This window comes from Clostridium sp. DJ247, from assembly GCF_014231265.1.
The window spans coordinates 12,440-33,193 of sequence record NZ_JABAIW010000042.1 but is presented as its reverse complement, the minus strand read 5'-3'; the positions used below and the strand labels follow the sequence as shown (position 1 = coordinate 33,193).

Sequence of the window (20,754 nt, the reverse complement as noted above, 5' to 3'; positions counted from 1 at the left end):
ACTACATTGATTAATTATATTTTATATCCCTGTATCAATTATTATTTCTTTATCTGTATTTATTATATTTTATATTGAAATATATTTATTATTTATTTCAATCTTATATCTTCTTATCAGTCATATGCCCCCCTACCCCCCGTTACAATTTCCTAGTCCCTAGTTCCTATTTCCAAGTCCCAAGTCATTATACTCAATTATATTATTTATATGTTTTACCATATCAATTCTTTTTATTTTTTAGTGTTTTATATTACATATTATATGTTCCCAATTCCATTAACTTTTAAGTGGAATTATCGAATCCAGGTCTTCCTAGCTTATCAGGCTACACATATCTTCTATGCTCGTTTTACTGGCTCCTAAAGATGACTGTTCTAATTATCTAGGAAATCCTTTATCATATGCTTTTATCTGCTGAAATATTAATACTTTTATCCTACACATATACAGCTATGAACCAATCAACTAATAATCGAAATTATTGAATCTAGGCTTTCCTAGTTTCCCAATCTACACATTGCTTTCAGCCTTGTTTTACTGGCTTCTAAAGATTCAAGTATTGATTAGCAAGGAAATCCTTTATCATATGTTTATACTTGAGGAACAGCTGAAAAGATTTTAATCATTTATAAATATCTATTAAATCAGTAGCTTTAGCCTTTATTCAACACTTTTAAAATTTAATGCCACTCTTATTCACAGTCTTTTAAATCTCTGTTTTCTGATGTGTTATCGTTGCTTTTTAATGTACTTCTTTTGAATGATGTATTTACAGCATATATTAACTGCTAAAAAAATAATGAACCAGCCTACTTAATTTCAGCTGATTCATTTCATCTTTTCACTACATTATTACTATTATGAAGTGAAATCTTTTTTTTAAAGCTATTACTTCATTTAATTTATTCAATTTCCCATTTTATGAAGTCAATCAATTTATTTTTTTGCATTTAGCTTATCTCTTTAATCACCTTTAATGATTTAAAAAATGATGTTGGATTAACTTTTGATGCATAAATTAATGGTGATTCATATCTATCCATTTCATAAATTTCTACACGTAAATTTTCAATATATTTACCCAGTAGTAGTAATAATTGCTGTTCATCTATTTTATTAAAATCACCTTTATTTATTGTTAATGTTATAAACTGAGAATTTCTAACTATCATTACATCATAATCAAAAGAAGCACTCTTGAAATCTTGTGGCAATGAGAACATTGAAATGTGTTTAATGTCTTGACCACTTTGAATTTCATTAAGAACCTTTTTTTCATTTCTATCTAGCTTCATTACTTTTCCAGAATTAAGTTTTTCAGTTCTTATGCCTACATAATTATATTCATATCCTAATGATTCAATTGTTCTTTTAGAGTCTTCATACCACTCTTCCCAATTAAAATCATTATCAATATTTTGCCCATATGCTGTTATTGATATTGTTTCTTTCTCCATAATATTCTCCTCACTTATTTTATTGGTCTCACTTTTATTGTTCCAGCCCTATCTTCAATTATTTTTTGATTATCAATCATTCTCTGAATTAAATCTGCTGGGTCATCTGTTTTACTTGGTACTTCTACTTGGTCTATTGTACCATCATGTCTTACACCCATTACATCTGGTCTATTATTCGGTTTTGCTCCTGGAATTTCATTACTAAGCCCTTTATTTGAGTATATCTTTTTATAATCACCACTATTTTTCATGTCTTCTATTTCATCTAATATAGTTTCCCAGTGTCCCTCTGTTCCATTTTTATGTGGTTTACTTGGTAATACAATTTCAGGTTCTCTTACCCCCTTGGGGCTGAAACTGTAGTTACAAAACTAAATGGTAGCAACAGTTTTTTACTATTACTACCATTTTAGCATTGCTATTTGCTTTGTACACATGCTCGCTGCAGGATTATTATTATGCAGTTAGAATGATTTGTTTTTTGCAGTAAGTCTATGAGTGACAATCTCTTATTCTTGAGGTTCATGCAACATCAATATTAATTCTGTAAAAGTGTCACATAAATAACTTATCGCTGACTCCTTATCATTAAATGCTTTTTCATGTTCCCAAAATACTACTACTGGCTGCTCATTGTTTCTATAATCAAAACATATCATATTCCCAAATGGGTCTTCTGCAAACGGGATTACTTTTTCAATTAGCCTATCCTTTATATCATTATAGGTATCTATAATATCACTGCAATCTTCTTCATCAAAGCTTAAGAGATTATTAAATACTTCCTCATTATCATTGAAATCGAACCTATTTGGCTTCGGATATCCACCATCATTTTTCATTGCAATTTCAATATAATCTTTAGGAAATTTCACACCCAATATACTTTCTACATTTGAGATAGTTGTAATTTCAACATCATCATTTTCACATATCCACCTTATATTATTACTCATAATCTTTCCTCCTTTTATTTGTTACCTGGTCCCCATATGCTAAAGCCGCCATCATGACCAGTTTGTCTGTGCAATGTTCTATCCACTAATTGCATTAGTCCTGGTTCTTGGTTATGGTGCCATGTGAATCTTTTAGGCACTCCACCTTCTTTGAAAATATCAATTTCATTCTGTGTAAATTTACTTGCTAATTCAGAATTACTCTGTATTTCATCATACAATGACTTACTTGCTCTATCAAAATGAGTACCCCTAGACTTTAAATAGTCTTCTGGTTCAAGATGCATACCATACTCCGATTTAAATTTAGGGAATCCACTAGCATCAAACTCAACTCCTGATACGGGGTGAGTTTTGCCTGCCATATTCATTCTACCAGTAGCTTCAGCCGCCCCCTTACCAGCGGTAATTCCAAGTCCACTACCTGCAACAAATTCGCTTGATAACTGTTCACCACTATTGATAACTTTGTAGGACCTTATTCCATTAATTGCAACACCAGCTAAATTACCAATTCCTTCTCCAGTCAAATAATTGGCTCCAAAATCAGCCAACTTAACATCATCCTCAGTAATATAAACATTGCCATCCGGACCTACCTGTCCATTAGCCTCAGCCATAGTGCTAAGTAATCCATTTTTTTCAAAGTTGTAAAACATTTCAACTCTATTCATTATTGGCCCAAGTACCGGAGCAGGAGTTGAATCCATTTTCACAGTACCATTATAATCTATATTAGCTGGATAACTATGGCCTATATTATCAGCTGATGAAATACTAACCCCAGAAAATAGATCATATGTTGGTATTGCTGTATTAAAAGTCCAACTACTTATATCATTTTTAGTAGAATTCAAACTATAGTTTAAGTTACTACCAATTGAACTTAATGACGATTTCCATGAGTCATTTATAGAATTAAAACTATTACTCCATGTATTACTAATATTACCTACTGATGAACTCCATTTATCACCAATACTATTTAATGACGAACTCCATGTATTCCTTGTAGAATTCCATGATGAACTCCAACTACTTGGTGAATTCCATGATGAACTCCATATATCAGTTGTAGTATTCCATGCTGAACTAAGCATATCTGTAGTATAATTGAATGCCGAACTAATTGTGTCTGTAGTAGAATTCCAAGCTGAAGAGACTGTTTCTTTAGTCTCAGCCCAACTTGATACCATAGAATTATAAGTATCATTTAAAGCCTTCTCAGCTTGGCTTTCTGCATACCTAAATGCGTTATCCAACCAATCCGGCCAATGTCCTGTTGGATCATAATATATTAGTGGATTATTTACACAATAAGTATATCTATTTAAGCTCAACGGATCATTTGGATCTCCTCCATAAGTATCCTCATTCAAAAATCTAGCAATTTTAGGATCATACATTCTGGCATTACAGTAATATAGCCCTATTTCATCATCATACTGATAGCCTGCATATCTTATTGGATTCTTTATGCTTCCAGTGGTTTCAGTGATATTTCCAAAGGCATCATAATAGTATGTTCCTTGTACTACGCCTGAGCTATCCACTAGAGCTGTTACATCTGCATGACCATTGTATAGATAATAAAGCTTTTGATTGTCTACAATTCTTGATACTAGGTTTGTTCCATAAATATTTCTACCTACTTGGTTTCCTGAGCCATTTAATTCTAGTATTGGTTTATCATATTCGTATAAATATCGGGTAAGCTGTCCATCCACAGTTTTGGATACTCTTAAACCTTCACCATTGTATTGATAGGAGTAGTTATGAGTACCTGTAGTTACGTTAACTAGATTATTGAAGACGTCATAACTGTAAAAAGTAATAACATTATTACTTGTCTCACTTCCTGTTTCACCTGATACTGATACATTAAAGCTCTCTCCAGATGACCCTGCTTGAGTTTCAGTAGCTTTTCCTTTATATGTGGTGTTACCATTGTTATCATAAATGTAGGTTTCAGTTACTATATTTACACCTTGAACAGTTCTAGCAGTCAAAAGCCTATTTTGTTCATTATAGTTGTAGGTTGTTGCAGATATAGTTGTTCCATTTTGAGTTTTAGTCTCAGTTAGCCTATTCCCTGCCCCATCATATGTGTACGACGTCACTATACCAGTTGGTTCAGTAACTGATAAAAGTCTATTGAGCACATCATAAGTATAGCTGGTGGTTCCTTTCTTGTCTACTTTCTTAGTCATATTATGTACTGCATCATATTCGTAGCTGTAGCTTTCTATTATAGTGCCATCAGCTTTTTTGTTTATTAACGTTTTAAGTAAGTTATCGTTATAATAAGTATACTCCTCCCTAGTTCCATTAGGATATACTATACTTTGAACGCTTCCGTTATCATAGTAACTATATGTTGTAATGTTTGATGAACTTATATCTCCGTCAAGTACATATTTAATTCTACCTGCTGCATCATAGACTTTTGTAGTTTTGTTTCCTTTTGGATCAATACTTGTCTCAGCAATTACACCATATTGTAGTTCTGGTCTATTTGGAATTATATCATACTGGAAATCTATCTCTCCAATATTAGGTACTATTTTCTTTGTAACTCTGCTTAATTCATCATAGCTTCTTTGTGTAACTCCTGTACTATCATTCACCGTTAGTTGGTTTCCTCTAGCATCATAGGTATATGATATTACGGATGATCCAACAGTTTCTGAAAGCAATCTTCCATGAGAGTCATAAACATATTTGGTTGTATTACCATTTCTATCGGTTTTAGTATTTAAATTTCCATTACAATAATACGTATACTTTTCTGTTTTCGCTGGATTATAAGTATAGCTTCCAGCAGTTCCGGTTCTTCCCCCCTGATCTATTTTTCTTATAAGCTTGTTTTGACAGTTATACTCAAAGTTAGTTGTATTGCCTTTTCCATTAGTCTCTGAAAGCTTATTGTTATTTAAATCGTAAGTGTATACAGTAATCTCGTTTTTTGCGTTTTTTACCTGAACTAATCTGTTAAATTCATCATATTGGTAACTAATAGTATTCTTTCCGTCAAACTTGCTTGAAATATTACCCACGTTATCATAGGTCTGACTTGTTATGTGCTGCTCAGGGTCTATTGTTGAAAGAAGTCTATTATTCTTATCATACTGAAATACTGTCTTTCGATTTAGAGCATCATAGGAAGCCACCTGAACATCATTGTCATTATACTCTATCTTCTCTATGGCACAATATGGGTTATCTTTTTCAATCAGCCTATTTAAAGAGTCATATTTATTTGTATATTTATTTCCTCTCCAATCGGTAGTTGTTATAAGATTACCATTTTTATCATAGTCATAAGTAGTTGTTTGGTTAACCTTTATGCCACTTGAATTAGTTACACTAACTGTTTCTGTCTTAAGCCTATTTAACGAATCATAAGTACTAGTTTTAGTTTTTTCGATGAAATTTCCACTTGATAAACTTTCAAAGACCTTGTTCCCATTAACATCATAACTAGTTGAAGTCGTAATGCCAGTAGAGGACATATTACCATTTTGATATTGTACATGTGAAATTTCCTTATTCTGTGAATTATAATTGTAATAATCTACAGTACCAGCTGTATCAGCTTTGTTTTTCAGGTTTCCGTAAACATCATACTGATAAGTTATGGTATTTGATGGTATTGAGTTATCTCCAGGATATGTTACCTTTCTTACTTTGCCAAGTGCATTATACTCATAGGTAATAGTATTACTATTTCCATCTATTGAAGTAAGCAGGTTTCCAAGATAATTATATGTCATAGTCTTTTGTGTTACTTCAGGTGATCCTGATGCTTTTTTTAACGTTACTCTTTTTATATTCCCTACATCATCATAATAGTAGTTTGTTATTACTCCATTTGCATTAGTTTCAGCTATCTTTCTTCCTAAAGCATCATAATCATATTTTGTAGTATAAGATAAATTTCTTGCTTTAGATTCTGCGTCCAGAATTGTTGATACCTTATTTTGAAGATTGTAGCTAGTTATTATTCCATAACCATTTGCTATGTTTCCATCAACAGTTAACGAATTACCTGCTTCGTATCCAAGTGCGTCTAGTTCCTTTGTCGTGTTTCCATTTGCATCATACCGGAAAGCTTTTGTTACAATACTTTTTGTTACTGCTCCAGATGTGTTAACACATACCTCTATTTTTGTTTTAAGTCTGTTCATTAAATCATAAGTATATTCTGTATGATTCATTGCACTTAAGGATAAACCTTCAATATAATTCTTAGGTGATACTTCCCGTATTTTTCTCCCCGCAGTATCATACTCATATTTACTGATTCCACCGTTAGCATCGGTAACTTTAATAAGCAGTCCTCTGTTACTATAAGTATTTGTTGTAGTGTTACCCTTAGCATCTTTAATTACTAAGGGATTTCCATCCCAATTGTAAGCAGTGAGTTTTGTTATAGTAACAGGATATCCATTCCCATCAGTTCCTGGCATACTTATACTGGTCTGTCTATCCACTTTATCATATGCGTAAGTTGTAGTTATATTATCAGGTGTAGTCATTGTTTTTAAGTTTCCATTGCTATCATATACGTATGTTGTTGTCAATAATTTATCTGAAGTATTACTAATGTCATTTCCACTTATATCTCCCTGTCTTACGTGAAGGCTCTTTGTAAGTGGTTTACCCAGTTGATTGTAGGTGTAATCTGTGGCAATAAAGTTTGAGGTGTCTGTATAATCATTTTCTCTTGCTATATTGCCATCATTATCATAGCTATATTCTTTTTTTCTTCCTTCTCCATCTACCGTAGATTTAATTTTCCCATTTTTATAATAAGAATAATTTAAGGTTACAAAGTTACCTGGTACACTCCAAAGTGCTACTTTGTCTTTGCCTGTTTTTTCACTTACTACTCTTCCAGCATTGTTATATATTTTTATACTATAGGTATAAAGCGAAGCGTCTATAGGCATCCATTTTTCAGTTTGTCTATTAAGTCCATCATATCTATAATATGTTACACTTCCTCTAGGATCAGTAGTTGAAGATACTGTACCATTACTATTATAAACGTTGCTGCTTTGAGTACTGTCTGGGTTTTTAACAGTTATTACCCTTCCTGCATAATCATAAGTTGTAACTGTAACCGCAGTCTCAGTATCATTTAAGTGTTTTGTTACAGTTTTTTGAGTCTGTGCTGGCGTCCCTTGAACTATTTTGTATGAGTACTCTTCTAATAGTGTCCATGGTGAGTTTGAATCTTCCTGAACATAATACTTTGTAGGTCTATTCATAACATCATATTCATATTTATATACTGCTTTACTAGGTTTTGTTTCTGTCAGCATGTTACCATAAATATCATACGTGTATTTAGTTATATTGTTCTCTGGGTCTGTTACTGTTTGAATCTTTCCACTTGAATAATAAGTATACCTATACCCACAATCTCCGCTATAAGAATGTTGTGGTATGTTATCCAATGATGAACTATACTGATTTGGTGCAACTGATTTTACCTTTCTTCCATTATTATCATAAATAACCCTTGTAGTTTCTCCGTTATTTAACTGCTGTTTTTCTACATTTCCATTACTATCATAAGTATAACTTGTATTAAAGCCTCTAGGAGATTTAGAATTTAACTTCCACCCTATGCTATTATAAGTATTTGTAGTAATCTTCCCTTCAGGATCCGTTATAGTAGAAATGTTACCATAAACATCATAAATATAAGTTGTGGTATCAGTCTCAGTAGGCGATACCATAACTGATACAGATTTTAGAAGGCCTTTTGCATTGCAACCACTATCACTTCCTGAGTAATAGGAATAATTTGTTATAGCAAACTTAGTGGTATCATAGTTCCCTGTAAATTGATCCTTTCCATTTATAGGTTGAGCTTTCGTTATAAGATTATTACTTGCATCATAATTATAAAAAGTATAGTTCCCATTTTCATCCACTTCACTTATGATATTATTATTACTATCATATGTTTTTGTCTTGTGGCTTCCGTCTGGATTCTTTGTATCTATTATATTACCATTGTTATCTCTAGTGTATATAGTTGTATTTCCATTTCTGTCCGTTTCAGATACTACTTCACCATTATAATTATAAGTTTTATTGACAGTTTTCCCTTCTGCATCTACTGTACTTATAATAAAAAAGTTAGAGTCATAATATTCCTCTGTTTTTCTGCTATTACTATCTATTATGGTTGTTTTTTTGTTATAAATATCGTAGGTATAGTTATGGACATTTCCATATTCATCAGTTTCTTGCAATACTTTATTATTGTTTGAACCTCCGTCGTGGATATATGTTATCGATTCTATAAGATTCAAATTTTTGTCTTTTATTCCATTTAACATATAATGATCATCATAGCTGTAAGTAATAGTATGCTGCATAGGATCCGTAACTGTAATCAGATTACCATTGGAATCATATGAATAAGTAAATGTTCTATTTTCTGAATCAGTTATAGAGCTAACACGATGTTGAGAATTATAATTATAAGTCAAAGTTCTATTTGCAGTATCTGTTACACGATAAACTTGACCATCTGCATTTGTACTGACATTTACTCTATTACCATTGTTATCCTCCATCCATATCATATGACCATAATAATCAAAACCATAAGAGTAATGATTTTTCTGGGTTAGAATATATGAATTACCATTGTTTTGAAAATAAATTTTACTTCTTGAGAATCCTGAGGCATAGTATATAGGGATGGTGTAAGTATACGTATTTAACACCCCTCCTTCCCAAACACTTCTAGTTTCAGTTGTGCTTTGAGATACAGTAAATTTTTCAGTGCTTCCATCAGGTAATCTTACATTTAATTGATTATAGTAACTTCTGTTCAATGGTTGCTCTACTAGATCTGCAAAACCTAGCTTAGCCTCAAGCATTGACGACCACCCTTTACCAAAATTACCCACATTACTATCTAAAGAATTATATGTTCTATTGATATTCAAGGTAAATCCAGGTGATGGAATACTCCTATCAGTAAAGGTTCTCGAGTAATTTCCCGTGGGAGCATAAATACCTGACTTTCCAAAGTAATCTGTTATATTTCTTGGTAAACTATTTGATGGATCAGTTGATTGCAACTGTGGCGAAATTAATGCATTGGCATTGTCTGTTGTTATCTTAACAACATTGCTTGGTTTTGATACATTTCCTGCTGCATCTTTAGATTTTACTGTAAAACTGTGCATGGTATTTTCCTTAAGATTGGTTACTGTAAAATTAATTGCTCCTCCTGTTGTTGTTCCAACCAACTTATCTTCATCATATATCTCATATCCAGCTACTGGCATATTACCAGTTGAAGCTGTCCACGATAAAGTGACAGATATAGCAGTTTTTGTTGTAACATTTAAATTACCTGGTGCAGTTGGAATGTTATTATTTATTGAAATCGAAGAAGAAGTACTTGTATTAGACTGTGGCACTGAAATTGCTGAAGAGGTACTTACACTTATAGGAATATCTCCACTAACATTTGTTTGTATTCCCAGTGCTCTCCCACAGTTAATCTTATTGCCATTGGTAACCTTACCTGTCAATGATAACAAGTGATCTGAAGAACTCATTATCCTATCTTTAATTTGTGATGCACTCATGCTTCCATATTTACTTAATATAAGAGCCGCTTCCCCTGTTACAAATGCAGTAGCCATTGAAGTACCACTTTTTTGTATATATCCATTCCCCGGAATTGTGCTTATGATGTCTTGTCCAGGTGCTGCAACTGAAACAGAATTTGCTCCATAATTTGAAAAACTGGAAATTTGTCCGTTTCTATCAATAGATGCAACAGATATAACATTACTAAAATTATAGGATGCTGGATATTCAGGAGATGTATCATTATTCATTCCATAATTACCTGCGGCGCATACAAATAACATCGGAGAATTTTGTATTGCCTCTCTCAAGGCAATACTGTCACCAGTACTGACCCAACTAATATTGGCAATCTTTGCACCCATCTTTTCAGCATAGTCAATAGCTTCTATTATACTACTTACATTTGATACACCATTACTAAATGCTTTTAAAGGCATAATTTTAGACTTTGGCGCTACACCTGAGATTCCTACATTGTTATCCTTCACTGCTGCAATTATTCCTGCAATATGTGTACCATGCTGTTCATCAGCTGCAGTCGCTGAACTGTGTACTATATCGTTATTATCTATGAAATTGTAGCCAATTAAGCTGTTATCTGATGTATCACTAGAATTCCTGAAAATATTTTCTTTAAGATCTTCATGTGTTATATCAATTCCTGTATCTATTACTGCAACAACTGCACCTTCCCCTTGAGATTCACTCCAAGCTGAAACCACATCTGTACCTACATTCTGTGCAGAAGTAGGCTCTTGTGTAACTGAAGAATTTTGTAATCCCCATTGATTGGTAAAATATGAATCGTTAGAATTTAATATTACTTCTTTGTCTGGTTCAATATACTCAATAGTTGAGTCAATCCCTTGATCTTTCAATTCCCCTAACAATTCATCCGTAGTCATTTTAGTGTCGAAAACAATAGAATCTATTCCATTATTGAAATGTTGGCTATTTAACTTTTTTGATTTTTTAATTTGTTTTTTCAGTTTTGTATTTAAATTATTGCTGCCAGATTGATTTTTGTACTTAATGATAAAACGATCAGTTCTATTATCACTGTTATCACTACTATCACTATAACTAGTATTGTTTTTATTACTAATATTAATGTTAGTGCTTGACTGGTTTGCTACGATGTTTTCAGAATTCGTAACAGTTGTATTGTCTGATGACGGTTCTACCATAAAGATACTATTTGATTGTAGTTTTCCATTGCTAACTGCATATACATTTTTACTATTTATGTTTGAAATATCACTAAAGTTCATACATTGAAATAGTAATAAAAATGTTAAGAAAATAGCAATAAAACTCTTAATTTTCTTCATACTATTCTCCTTTTTGTTTATATTATACTTACTCTAAATACCTCTAACTAAAACAAGTAACTTTCCACTTAGTCAACTTTATTCAATATTCTCATTCCGTTAACTGTTATTATTGTACTGTGTAAGTTATAGTAGATGTACCACCAGTTAAAGCTTTAAAAAGTATTGTATTTACTGGACCAGACCAAATTTTTCCTGAATTTATGCTTTGACTCACAGTAAATTGAATAATACCATTAACGGGATCATATTTAACAACGTTAATACTAGTACCTGTAATATTACCTGTTGCAATATCCTTTGTAGGTGTCATACTACATAAGTCATCTACAGCTACTACACTAGGATTAAAATTAACTGTAAACAAGTGTTTGTTGAAGTCATCAACGCTTGATGCAGTTAACAATAAGTTAAAGCTTTGTTTGCTTGTTGTTATCGTATAAGTTTGTGAGCTTTGCACTTGGCTTATAGAGAAACTATATGCTCCAGTTCCAAAAGAGTAATAATGTCTAATTTTAATGTAGTATGTTTGATTTGCTATTAAAGCATATCTTATAGTAAAATTTGTAGTTCCATTTGAATCGTCATTATACGCTAGTTGATTTTGATTAACATCATATAGATATCCATAGGTATCAGTGGTACCAGTAGTACAAATAGTATAGCTTCCACTTACTGTTGGAGTAAATTTAAAGAAATCAAAATCTCCAGCATACTCTATTGCTGCAGATATGTTGCTCCCAGCCTGTATTACAGTGGCAGAGTTAAAATCATTACCAACGCTATCTTTTACTGCAAGGCTATAAGATCCAGTTCCGCTACTACTCCAATGTCTCACCTTAATGTAATATGTTTGATTGGCAATTAAGCTATAGCTTATACTAAAATTTAAGCTTCCATTAGAATCATCATTATATGCTAGCTGATTTTGGTTCGAGTCATATAAATAACCGTAGGTATCTGTAGTTCCAGTAGTTCCAATAATATAAGTTCCGCTAAAGATTGGTGTAAATTTAAAAAAATCTACATCTCCAGCGTAATTAATCGCTGCTGGTATTTGATTTCCTATAGTCATTGATGCTGCAGAACTAGAATCATTTCCATAATCATCACTTGCCGGTGTGATTGGAGCCTTTTCTGGAGAGTTTACAACACTTGTGCCTGAATACCCTCCAAAGCTATATAAATTTGAACCAATTGCACCAAAACCAAACTGCTCTCTAGGTGTAGACATACTTTGATCAAATACCCATGAGGCTGTACTAGGGTCATATTCTTGCACAGTGTTTAATACACTATCATTACCAGTAATCCCCCCAGCAGTATATATTTTGTTATTTACTACTGTAGTTCCAAATTCAGCTTCAGCCGTTGGCATGTTTCCAACCGAAGTCCATGTATCTGTTGCAATATCGTATTGTTCTATTCTATTTGTCATATAATAACCTTCTGAGTATAGATAGCCGCCCATTGCATATATTTTTCCATTTACTGCCCCTATACCAAATGAATATCTTGCAGCAGGCATGCTTGTCTTAATACTCCAAGTATTAGTTGATGGATCATATACTTGTACCGTATTTAAACTATCCTCTATACCATATTCCATATAAAATCCCATAACTCCGCGGCGATTTAATCCACCAATAACATATATCTTACCATTCACCACTGCTGCCTCTGCTGAGTAACATGGTATTGGCAATGGTGCCCCCGTTGTCCACGTATTTAGTACTGGATCATATATTTCTACAGTATCTAGTACTGAAGAAATATATTCTTCAGCATACATAGGATCGGGATACTGTGTTGCGTCATTGTTGCCACCTATAGCATATACTTTCCCATTTACTACGGCAGTTGCTAATTTCGCCCTTGGTGTTGGCATTGCTGCCTTTGTTGTCCATGTATTTGATGTTGGATCGTACACTTCAACATCGTTTAAGAGCGAAAAAGAACTATCTCTACCACCTATAGCATATAATTTTCCATTTACTGCTGCAGACCCAAAAGTATATCTAGGAGTTTGCATATATCCAAAACCTGACCAGAATCCGGTAGAAAATAAAGTAAAATCTTGTTTAGTTTCATTACTATTCTGAACAGGTGAGTAAACCTGATCCTTTGTCAGGGTAATAATTTTTTTATTAGTTAAATCATCATATAACACAGCATTAGCACAGTCTATTATATTGCCTTGGTATATCTTATCTTGTAGTAAAGATACGGTATCTGATGAATCTATTATTTTTTTCTTCAGTTCACTAGCTGTCATATTTCCATATTTGCTAAGTATAAGAGCAGCTTCTCCTGATACAAAAGCCGCTGACATTGATGTACCACTACTTTCACCATAACTGTTATTAGGTAAAGTACTCAAAATATTTTCGCCAGGTGCAGCAACATCAACAGAAGTAGTTCCATAGTTTGAAAAGGAGGATAATGCACCACTTTCTTTAATTGAAGCTACACTGATAATATTTCCATTTTCAAAAGAAGCAGGATAAATAGGATTTGTATCAATATTCATTGCATCATTTCCGCTAGCTGTAACAAAAAGCATTCCTGAGTTATCTATGGCCTCATTTAAAGCTAAGTTATTACTAGTACTTCCCCAACTACAATTTGCAATTTTAGCTCCCATTTTTGTAGCATAATCAATTGCGTCTATAATTTCACTGGTATATGCCTGTCCATTACTGAATACCTTTAAAGGCATAATTTTAACTTTAGGTGCAACTCCAGCAATTCCTTTATTGTTATTTATTGCAGCACCTATTATGCCAGCTACATGGGTTCCATGTCCCTCGTCATAAGCTAAGCTTGGATCATGAACTATATTGTTGTTATCATAAAAATTCCACCCGTGTATATCGTCAATGATTCCATTGCCATCATCATCAACATTGTTTCCTGCTATTTCTTTTTCATTTGTCCATATGTTTTCTGCTAAATCTTCATGGGTAATGTCAATTCCTGTATCAAGAACAGCCACTATAACGCCATCACCTTGTGAACTTTTCCATGCCGAAGCTACATTAGCACTAAATTCAGAAATTGATGCTCCTGTAGTTGTATCTCCTGATACTGATGCATTTGTAGTTATATTTTCTATTATTGACTGATCTGTGTTTGCACTATTGACAGTGGTATTGTTTAAATCTTCTTTACCCATAGCCCACTGTTTGTTAAAATAGGCATCATTGGAGGATAACTGTACTTGATAATCTGGTTGAATATATTCAATGTCATCATCCAGCTTATTCTGCTTAACCTGTTCTATAAAATCTGCTGGAGCCATTTTGTCATTAGTTACTATTACATTTAACCTTTTATTCTTTATTTTCCTAGCAGCTTTAACTTTAACCTTGTCCTTTATCCCATTGACTAACCTTTCGTTATCTGTTTCGTTTTTGTATTTCACAATAAATCGATTTGTCTTGTACTGTCTTATCGGATTTAAAGCTTCTAATTCAGCCTCACTTTTTTTACCGTTAGCTTTATCCTTTTCCTTAAGTTTAACTTCTCCGTCTGTCTTTTCCGCTTCCTTCACCTCTGCCTCTTCTTTTTGTTCTGCCTCTAGCTTTTCTTCTTGCTTTATTTCTACATTTTCCTTCTTGTCTGACTTATCTAAAACTGCGTTTATGTTTTTATTTGCTTGCTGAGGAACTTCATTATTGATGCTAAATACTCGAAGGGGCTGTGAGAAGAGCGTAAAAGCTGTGATTATCAAAATAGATACTGAAATACTCTTTATTCGTTTTTTTTGCAAGACTAAATACCTCCCTACCTTTCTACTTGTAACTAAATTTTAATTTAAATATATACCGCCTCCCTTTCTTCTTTATATCTAGATTTTACATGAATTAGTACGTGATAAATCCGTTATCAGTAGGCTTTAAATTTTATTTAGAAGCTTCACTACAATTTGATGTTAAATATGCTTTGTATCAAACCTGCTAACCAGACCACCACAATACATAATTAAATATGCAAATCCATATTACTGTAGTTTTTTTGAAAAATCTGTAATATTTTGTAACTACCTAAGATAATTTACACCGAATTAACAATGCACTTCACTTGAAAATAATCGTTTAACAACTTTCAATGTGATTAGTTAGTAACCGCTTATATTTTATCCATATCAAATTTATACCCATTTACCGATAAACCTCTGCAGAAAGCTATTCCTATGATTTTAGTCTGTATCAATTTACATTAGTTTTTGTATAAAAGTTAAATAATATAAAGAGCATTTATACTGCTTTAACTAATATAATTCTTTTATATTAGCTTGGACATTTTTTATTTTATTAATGAACAACAATCACTTAAAGCTAGTGCTTTCAATGGTTTGACGTGGTTGTAGTTTCTATTTTGCCACCAATGCCATGTAATGTATCCAATGAATTTACATAATTATAATATTTGCCTAATATATTTGATGTGGGTATCACGTTAGTCGGTAAACCAACTGATCTCATACCCGCATCAAAAAATTAAGAAAGTTACCATAGAAAAATGTTTCTATGATAACTTTCACTTTTAATAATACCTCGTACATTATACCTATGCATAGATATTATTCTTTTAATTTAGATTTGGCACTTAAATGTGATGTGAAAATTTTCAGCTTACCTTATCAGTTTAATTTGAATCTTTCAATAAATTATTTTTTCTCTTATCTCTGAAATAATATGGTACTTCATAAGCTAATATAGATATCTATCCTAAGATTACATCAAAAAAGCACACTTGATCACTTTCCGGAAGACCTTTTAAGCAGCCAAATTTCTTAAGTAAATCTATAGCAGCGTTTCCAATCTTAGCACGTTTCCTTACATCCTCTATGGAGCCAAAAGGTTTTTCTTGTGCTGCGTTGTATATACCTTCTGCTGCTACGTTACCCATGCCAGATATACTGTTTATAGGTGGCCTTAAGCCATCTTCCTCTATCTGGAATTTAGTTGCATGGGATTTATATAAATCAATGGGAAGGAATTTAAGGCCTCTCTCGTACATTTCCAAGACCAATTCCAAGTCATCGTACATATCCTTATCCTTAGGAGCGGCTTGATTCCCCATCATTTCAATTTCCTTCATTTTTTCTTTAACCTTTTCTTTTCCAAATATCATAAATTCTGCGTCAAAGGCCTTTGCTCTAATAGTGAAGTATGCTGCGTAATATGCCTTAGGTATGTGGACCTTAAACCAGGCTATTCTGAAGGCCATCATTACGTAAGCAGCCGCATGGGCCTTAGGGAACATGTATTTAATCTTTTTACATGAACCTATGTACCATTCCGGTACCCCGCACTCCCTCATTAAAGCCTCATACTCTGGAAATTTAGCATCCTTTAGTGCCTTTCCCTTACGCACCGTCTCCATTATCTTAAAGGCTGTATTTGGCGGCAGACCTTTTTTAATAAGATAAACCATGATATCATCTCTGGTACACACTGCCTCATTTAAGGTTACTGTTCCTTCATCAATTAAGTCCTTAGCATTTCCCAGCCATACGTCAGTACCGTGGGAAAGTCCTGATATACATATTAAATCAAAAAAGGCTTTTGGCATTGTATCTAAAAGCATTCCTCTTACGAACTTAGTACCAAATTCAGGAATACCAAAGGTTCCTACCTTGGAATTTATCTGCTGCGGCGTTACTCCCAGAGCTTCCGTGGATGAAAATATAGACATGGTGTCCTTATCATCCATAGGTATGGTTTTAGGATCCACTTCCGTTAAATCCTGCAGCATCCTTATAACTGTCGGATCGTCATGACCCAGTATGTCTAGCTTCAATAGATTCTGGTCAATGGAGTGATAGTCAAAATGTGTTGTTATAATATCTGAAGTTGGATCATCAGCAGGATGCTGCACGGGGCAGAATTCAAAAATTTCTCTTCCCTTAGGTACTACTATGATTCCACCAGGGTGCTGTCCTGAGGTTCTTTTTATACCTGTACAGCCTTTTGAAATTCTAAGGATTTCCGCCTTGTTTACTGTAAGGTTTTTCTCCTCAAAATACTTTTTCACGTATCCGAAGGCTGTTTTTTCAGCTATGGTACCTATGGTTCCAGCCTTAAAGGTTGTGCCCTTTCCAAAGATAACCTCTGTATATTTATGGGCCTTTGCCTGATATTCCCCCGAGAAGTTTAAGTCTATATCCGGCTCCTTATCTCCATTGAAGCCCAAGAAAGTTTCGAAGGGAATATCTATTCCATCCTTAGCCAGCTTTTCTCCACAAACAGGACAAAGCTTATCCGGCAAGTCAAAGCCGTTTTTAATGCCATAATCCGTAAAGTCTGAATACTTGCAGCCGGGACACCTGTAATGAGGCGGCAAAGCATTTACCTCCGTTATACCGGTCATGTATGCAACAACAGAGGAACCAACAGAACCTCTGGAACCTACCAGATAGCCATCCTCATTTGATTTCCAAACCAGCTTTTGAGCTATAATATACATTACGGAGAAACCATTTTTTATAATGGAATCCAGCTCCCTATCCAGTCTAGACTGAATAATTTCAGGAAGCGGGTCCCCATATAGCTCGTGGGCCTTCCCATAGGTAATATCCTTAATGGTCTGCTCACAGCCATCTATGTGTGGTGTGGCTTTTTCCGGTGAAATAGGACTGATCTGCTCACACATATCTGATATCATATTTGTGTTTGTTACCACCACCTCATAAGCCTTTTCCTCTCCCAAATATGAAAATTCCTTAAACATCTCCTCGGTGGTTCTTAAATATAAGGGAGCCTGATCATCTGCATCCTTAAATCCCTGTCCTGCCTCTAGTATACGCCTGTATATCTCATCCTCTGGATCCATAAAATGAACATCTCCCGCGGCCACTACTGGCTTATTTAGTTTTTCACCTAAGGCTACAATTTTTCTATTGATTTCTTTTAGATACTCTCTATTTGGTACCTTCTCTTGCCTTACTAAATATTCATTATTCCCTAGAGGCTGGATTTCCAAATAATCATATTCCTCTGCAATGGCTTCAATTTCCTCATCGGATTTTCCAAGGAGTATTGCTTGATACAACTCCCCTTCACTGCAGGCACTTCCAAGAATTAAGCCCTCAGAATATTTTTTAAACATGCTCTTTAATATACGGGGCTTTTTATAAAAGTAATCTAAACTTGAGTAAGATACCAACCTATATAAATTCTTTAATCCTACATAATCCTTTGCCAATATTATTGCATGGTAGGTTTTAAGCTTTTTATACTCTTCCTTCTTGGCCACCTCGTCAGAACCGTATATATCTATATCTTCAAGGGTTTCTGCGCCTCTTTCCTTTAGCTTTTCAAGCATTATCTTAAACACCTTAACGGTGGTATCCACGTCATCTAAGGCTCTGTGGGCAACTTCCACCTTTATGCCAAGGTTTTTAGCAATTCTTCCTAATTTATAGGTTTTAAAATCTGGGAAGATCTCTTGTGCTAAGGACAAGGTATCCACATATGTAAAATCAAAGTCATAGCCTAAGACTCTAGCATTATGCTTTAAGAAGTTTATATCAAATCCAGCATTATGGGCAACCAAGACACTTCCCTCAATAAAATCTAGCATTTTAGGAAATACCTTATCAATAGTTTCTGCATCCCTTACCATATCATCAGTTATATTGGTAACTTCTATAACCTTTGCTGGAATAGGCTTTTCAGGATTTACAAAGCAGCTGAATCGATCTATTACCTTTCCATCTTTAAATTTCATGATTCCTATTTCAGTAATTTTTTCTGTTACTGGTGAAAAACCTGTGGTTTCTAAATCTAGTACACAGTAAGTGGTATCAATACTTTGCCCCTTAGGATTTGTTACAGAAGGCTTTTTATCCGGTGCCAAATAGGCCTCCACTCCATATATAACCTTCATATCGGGATTATCTCTTCCCAAGAGCTTATGTGCCTCAGGAAAAGCCTGCACCACTCCATGGTCAGTTATGGCGATGGATTTCATGCCCCAGCTCATGGCTCTTTTAATTAAATCAGAGGCACTGGTCATAGCATCCATCTGACTCATTTGTGTATGCATGTGCAGCTCTACCCTCTTAACCTCAGCATTATCCTGCCTCTTAGCCTTCTTCATGCCTTCTGTTTCTATTATAGTATTGGCAATCATCTCAACTTCCCCGGAAAACTGGCTATAGCCTGCATTTCCCACAAGCCTAACACCCTTAGCCTTTTTAAGTTTGGATAATACCTCACCATCTTCACCGGGCTTCAAGAAGGCCTTACAGGTCATGGAGCTTGAGCCGTCATATAAATCAAAGGAAACTAATGTTTTTCCGCTTTTTAATTCCTTTGCTTCCATATTGGATATTTCCCCCGCTAAAGCTATCCTTCCCTCATCTGGTGTAATATCAGTAATTTTTATTACTGGTTCCTTAATTTTAGTGCTTCTTCCTAATATCAAGAATGGATCAACTTTTTTCCCATCGGTTTCTGCTTTTATTTCCTGTTTTTTTTCTGCAGCTTCCTTAGGCAATTTAGGGGTATTATTGCTTGGTGCGGCTTTAACTTCCTTTTGAATAAACAGCATTTCATTTGCACGTGTACCCTCTGCCATCCTTAATAATTCTTCACCGCTTAGCTTATCAACAAAATTTACTTTATATGCTGTGCCGTACAGGTCTTTTATAGCCTTATGGATTTTTTTATCATAATCCATGGATTTTAAAAAGCTTGATACCGCAACTTTAAAATTAAAATTTATGGTACTTTTATCCACTTCGTACTCACTATTACTCATCACTGCTTTTAAGGCAGGATATTTATCCGCCACCGAAAATAGAATATTTTTGAGTTCCTTTTCTATGGGCTTTTTATTCGTTCCATCAGCATACTTTACAGTGACTATAGAATCTTGTAAGGCAAATCTTTCTCTTATAAACTTATTAAGTCCTTCAAATTCTCTTATTTCAATATATTTATCTGAGCTGATTTTCATTTCCAGGGTTTTAGTTTTTTTACTTAAGACTACCTCTTCTACGATGGCAGTATTTATGTTACCCCCTGCTTCATAATCACTAAAAATTTCATTTATTCTTTTCATCTTGTTCTTTAACCTTCTCTCAAAAATTTTTAGTACATTACTATTATATAAGATAGTCTTATGCTTTGTCATATAGGAAAAAGACGTATAGAGGCATTCCTTTATAAAAACTGTCTCTATACCTCCTTTGTATTTATTCTATATAACATTTTCAACATTTCCAACATAATAAAAACCTGCATTACAATTAGGACATACCATAACAGGCATATCCTTTCTTTTACTATTCTATTTTTTAATTAATATCTCTTTAATAGTTATCTTTTCCGTATTCATATATTAATATTACCACAAGTT

At 33.8% G+C, this 20,754-nt stretch carries 6 protein-coding genes; all 6 read right to left on the bottom strand.

Translation table 11 applies throughout. The features are described 5' to 3' along the window. Positions 1 to 953 precede the first annotated feature (953 nt). The 6 genes from HGI79_RS15960 to polC all read right to left on the bottom strand — a co-directional run bounded on the left by HGI79_RS15960 (position 954) and on the right by polC (position 20,457). On the bottom strand, positions 954 to 1,460 hold the full coding sequence (locus HGI79_RS15960) for a hypothetical protein (RefSeq protein WP_185651683.1): 507 nt from the start codon (positions 1,458 to 1,460) through the stop codon (positions 954 to 956). Positions 1,461 to 1,474: 14 nt separating this feature from the next. After that, positions 1,475 to 1,714 carry a hypothetical protein gene (locus HGI79_RS15955; protein WP_185651682.1) on the bottom strand — a complete coding sequence of 80 codons (240 nt, stop codon included), beginning with the start codon at positions 1,712 to 1,714 and terminating at the stop codon, positions 1,475 to 1,477. Positions 1,715 to 1,972: 258 nt separating this feature from the next. Next, entirely contained in the window at positions 1,973 to 2,419 is a 447-nt protein-coding gene (locus HGI79_RS15950) for an SMI1/KNR4 family protein (RefSeq protein WP_185651681.1), read from the bottom strand. A 14-nt stretch (positions 2,420 to 2,433) separates the two neighbouring features. Then, the gene (locus tag HGI79_RS15945) at positions 2,434 to 11,382 is read right to left on the bottom strand and encodes a S8 family serine peptidase (protein ID WP_185651680.1); all 8,949 of its coding nucleotides are present in this window, start codon (positions 11,380 to 11,382) and stop codon (positions 2,434 to 2,436) included. A 109-nt stretch (positions 11,383 to 11,491) separates the two neighbouring features. Continuing rightward, positions 11,492 to 15,154 carry a S8 family serine peptidase gene (locus HGI79_RS15940; protein WP_185651679.1) on the bottom strand — a complete coding sequence of 1,221 codons (3,663 nt, stop codon included), beginning with the start codon at positions 15,152 to 15,154 and terminating at the stop codon, positions 11,492 to 11,494. Between the two features lie 956 nt (positions 15,155 to 16,110). Further along, positions 16,111 to 20,457, bottom strand: a complete 4,347-nt coding sequence (gene polC, locus HGI79_RS15935) for a DNA polymerase III subunit alpha (protein ID WP_185651678.1) — start codon at positions 20,455 to 20,457, stop codon at positions 16,111 to 16,113. Positions 20,458 to 20,754 lie beyond the last annotated feature (297 nt).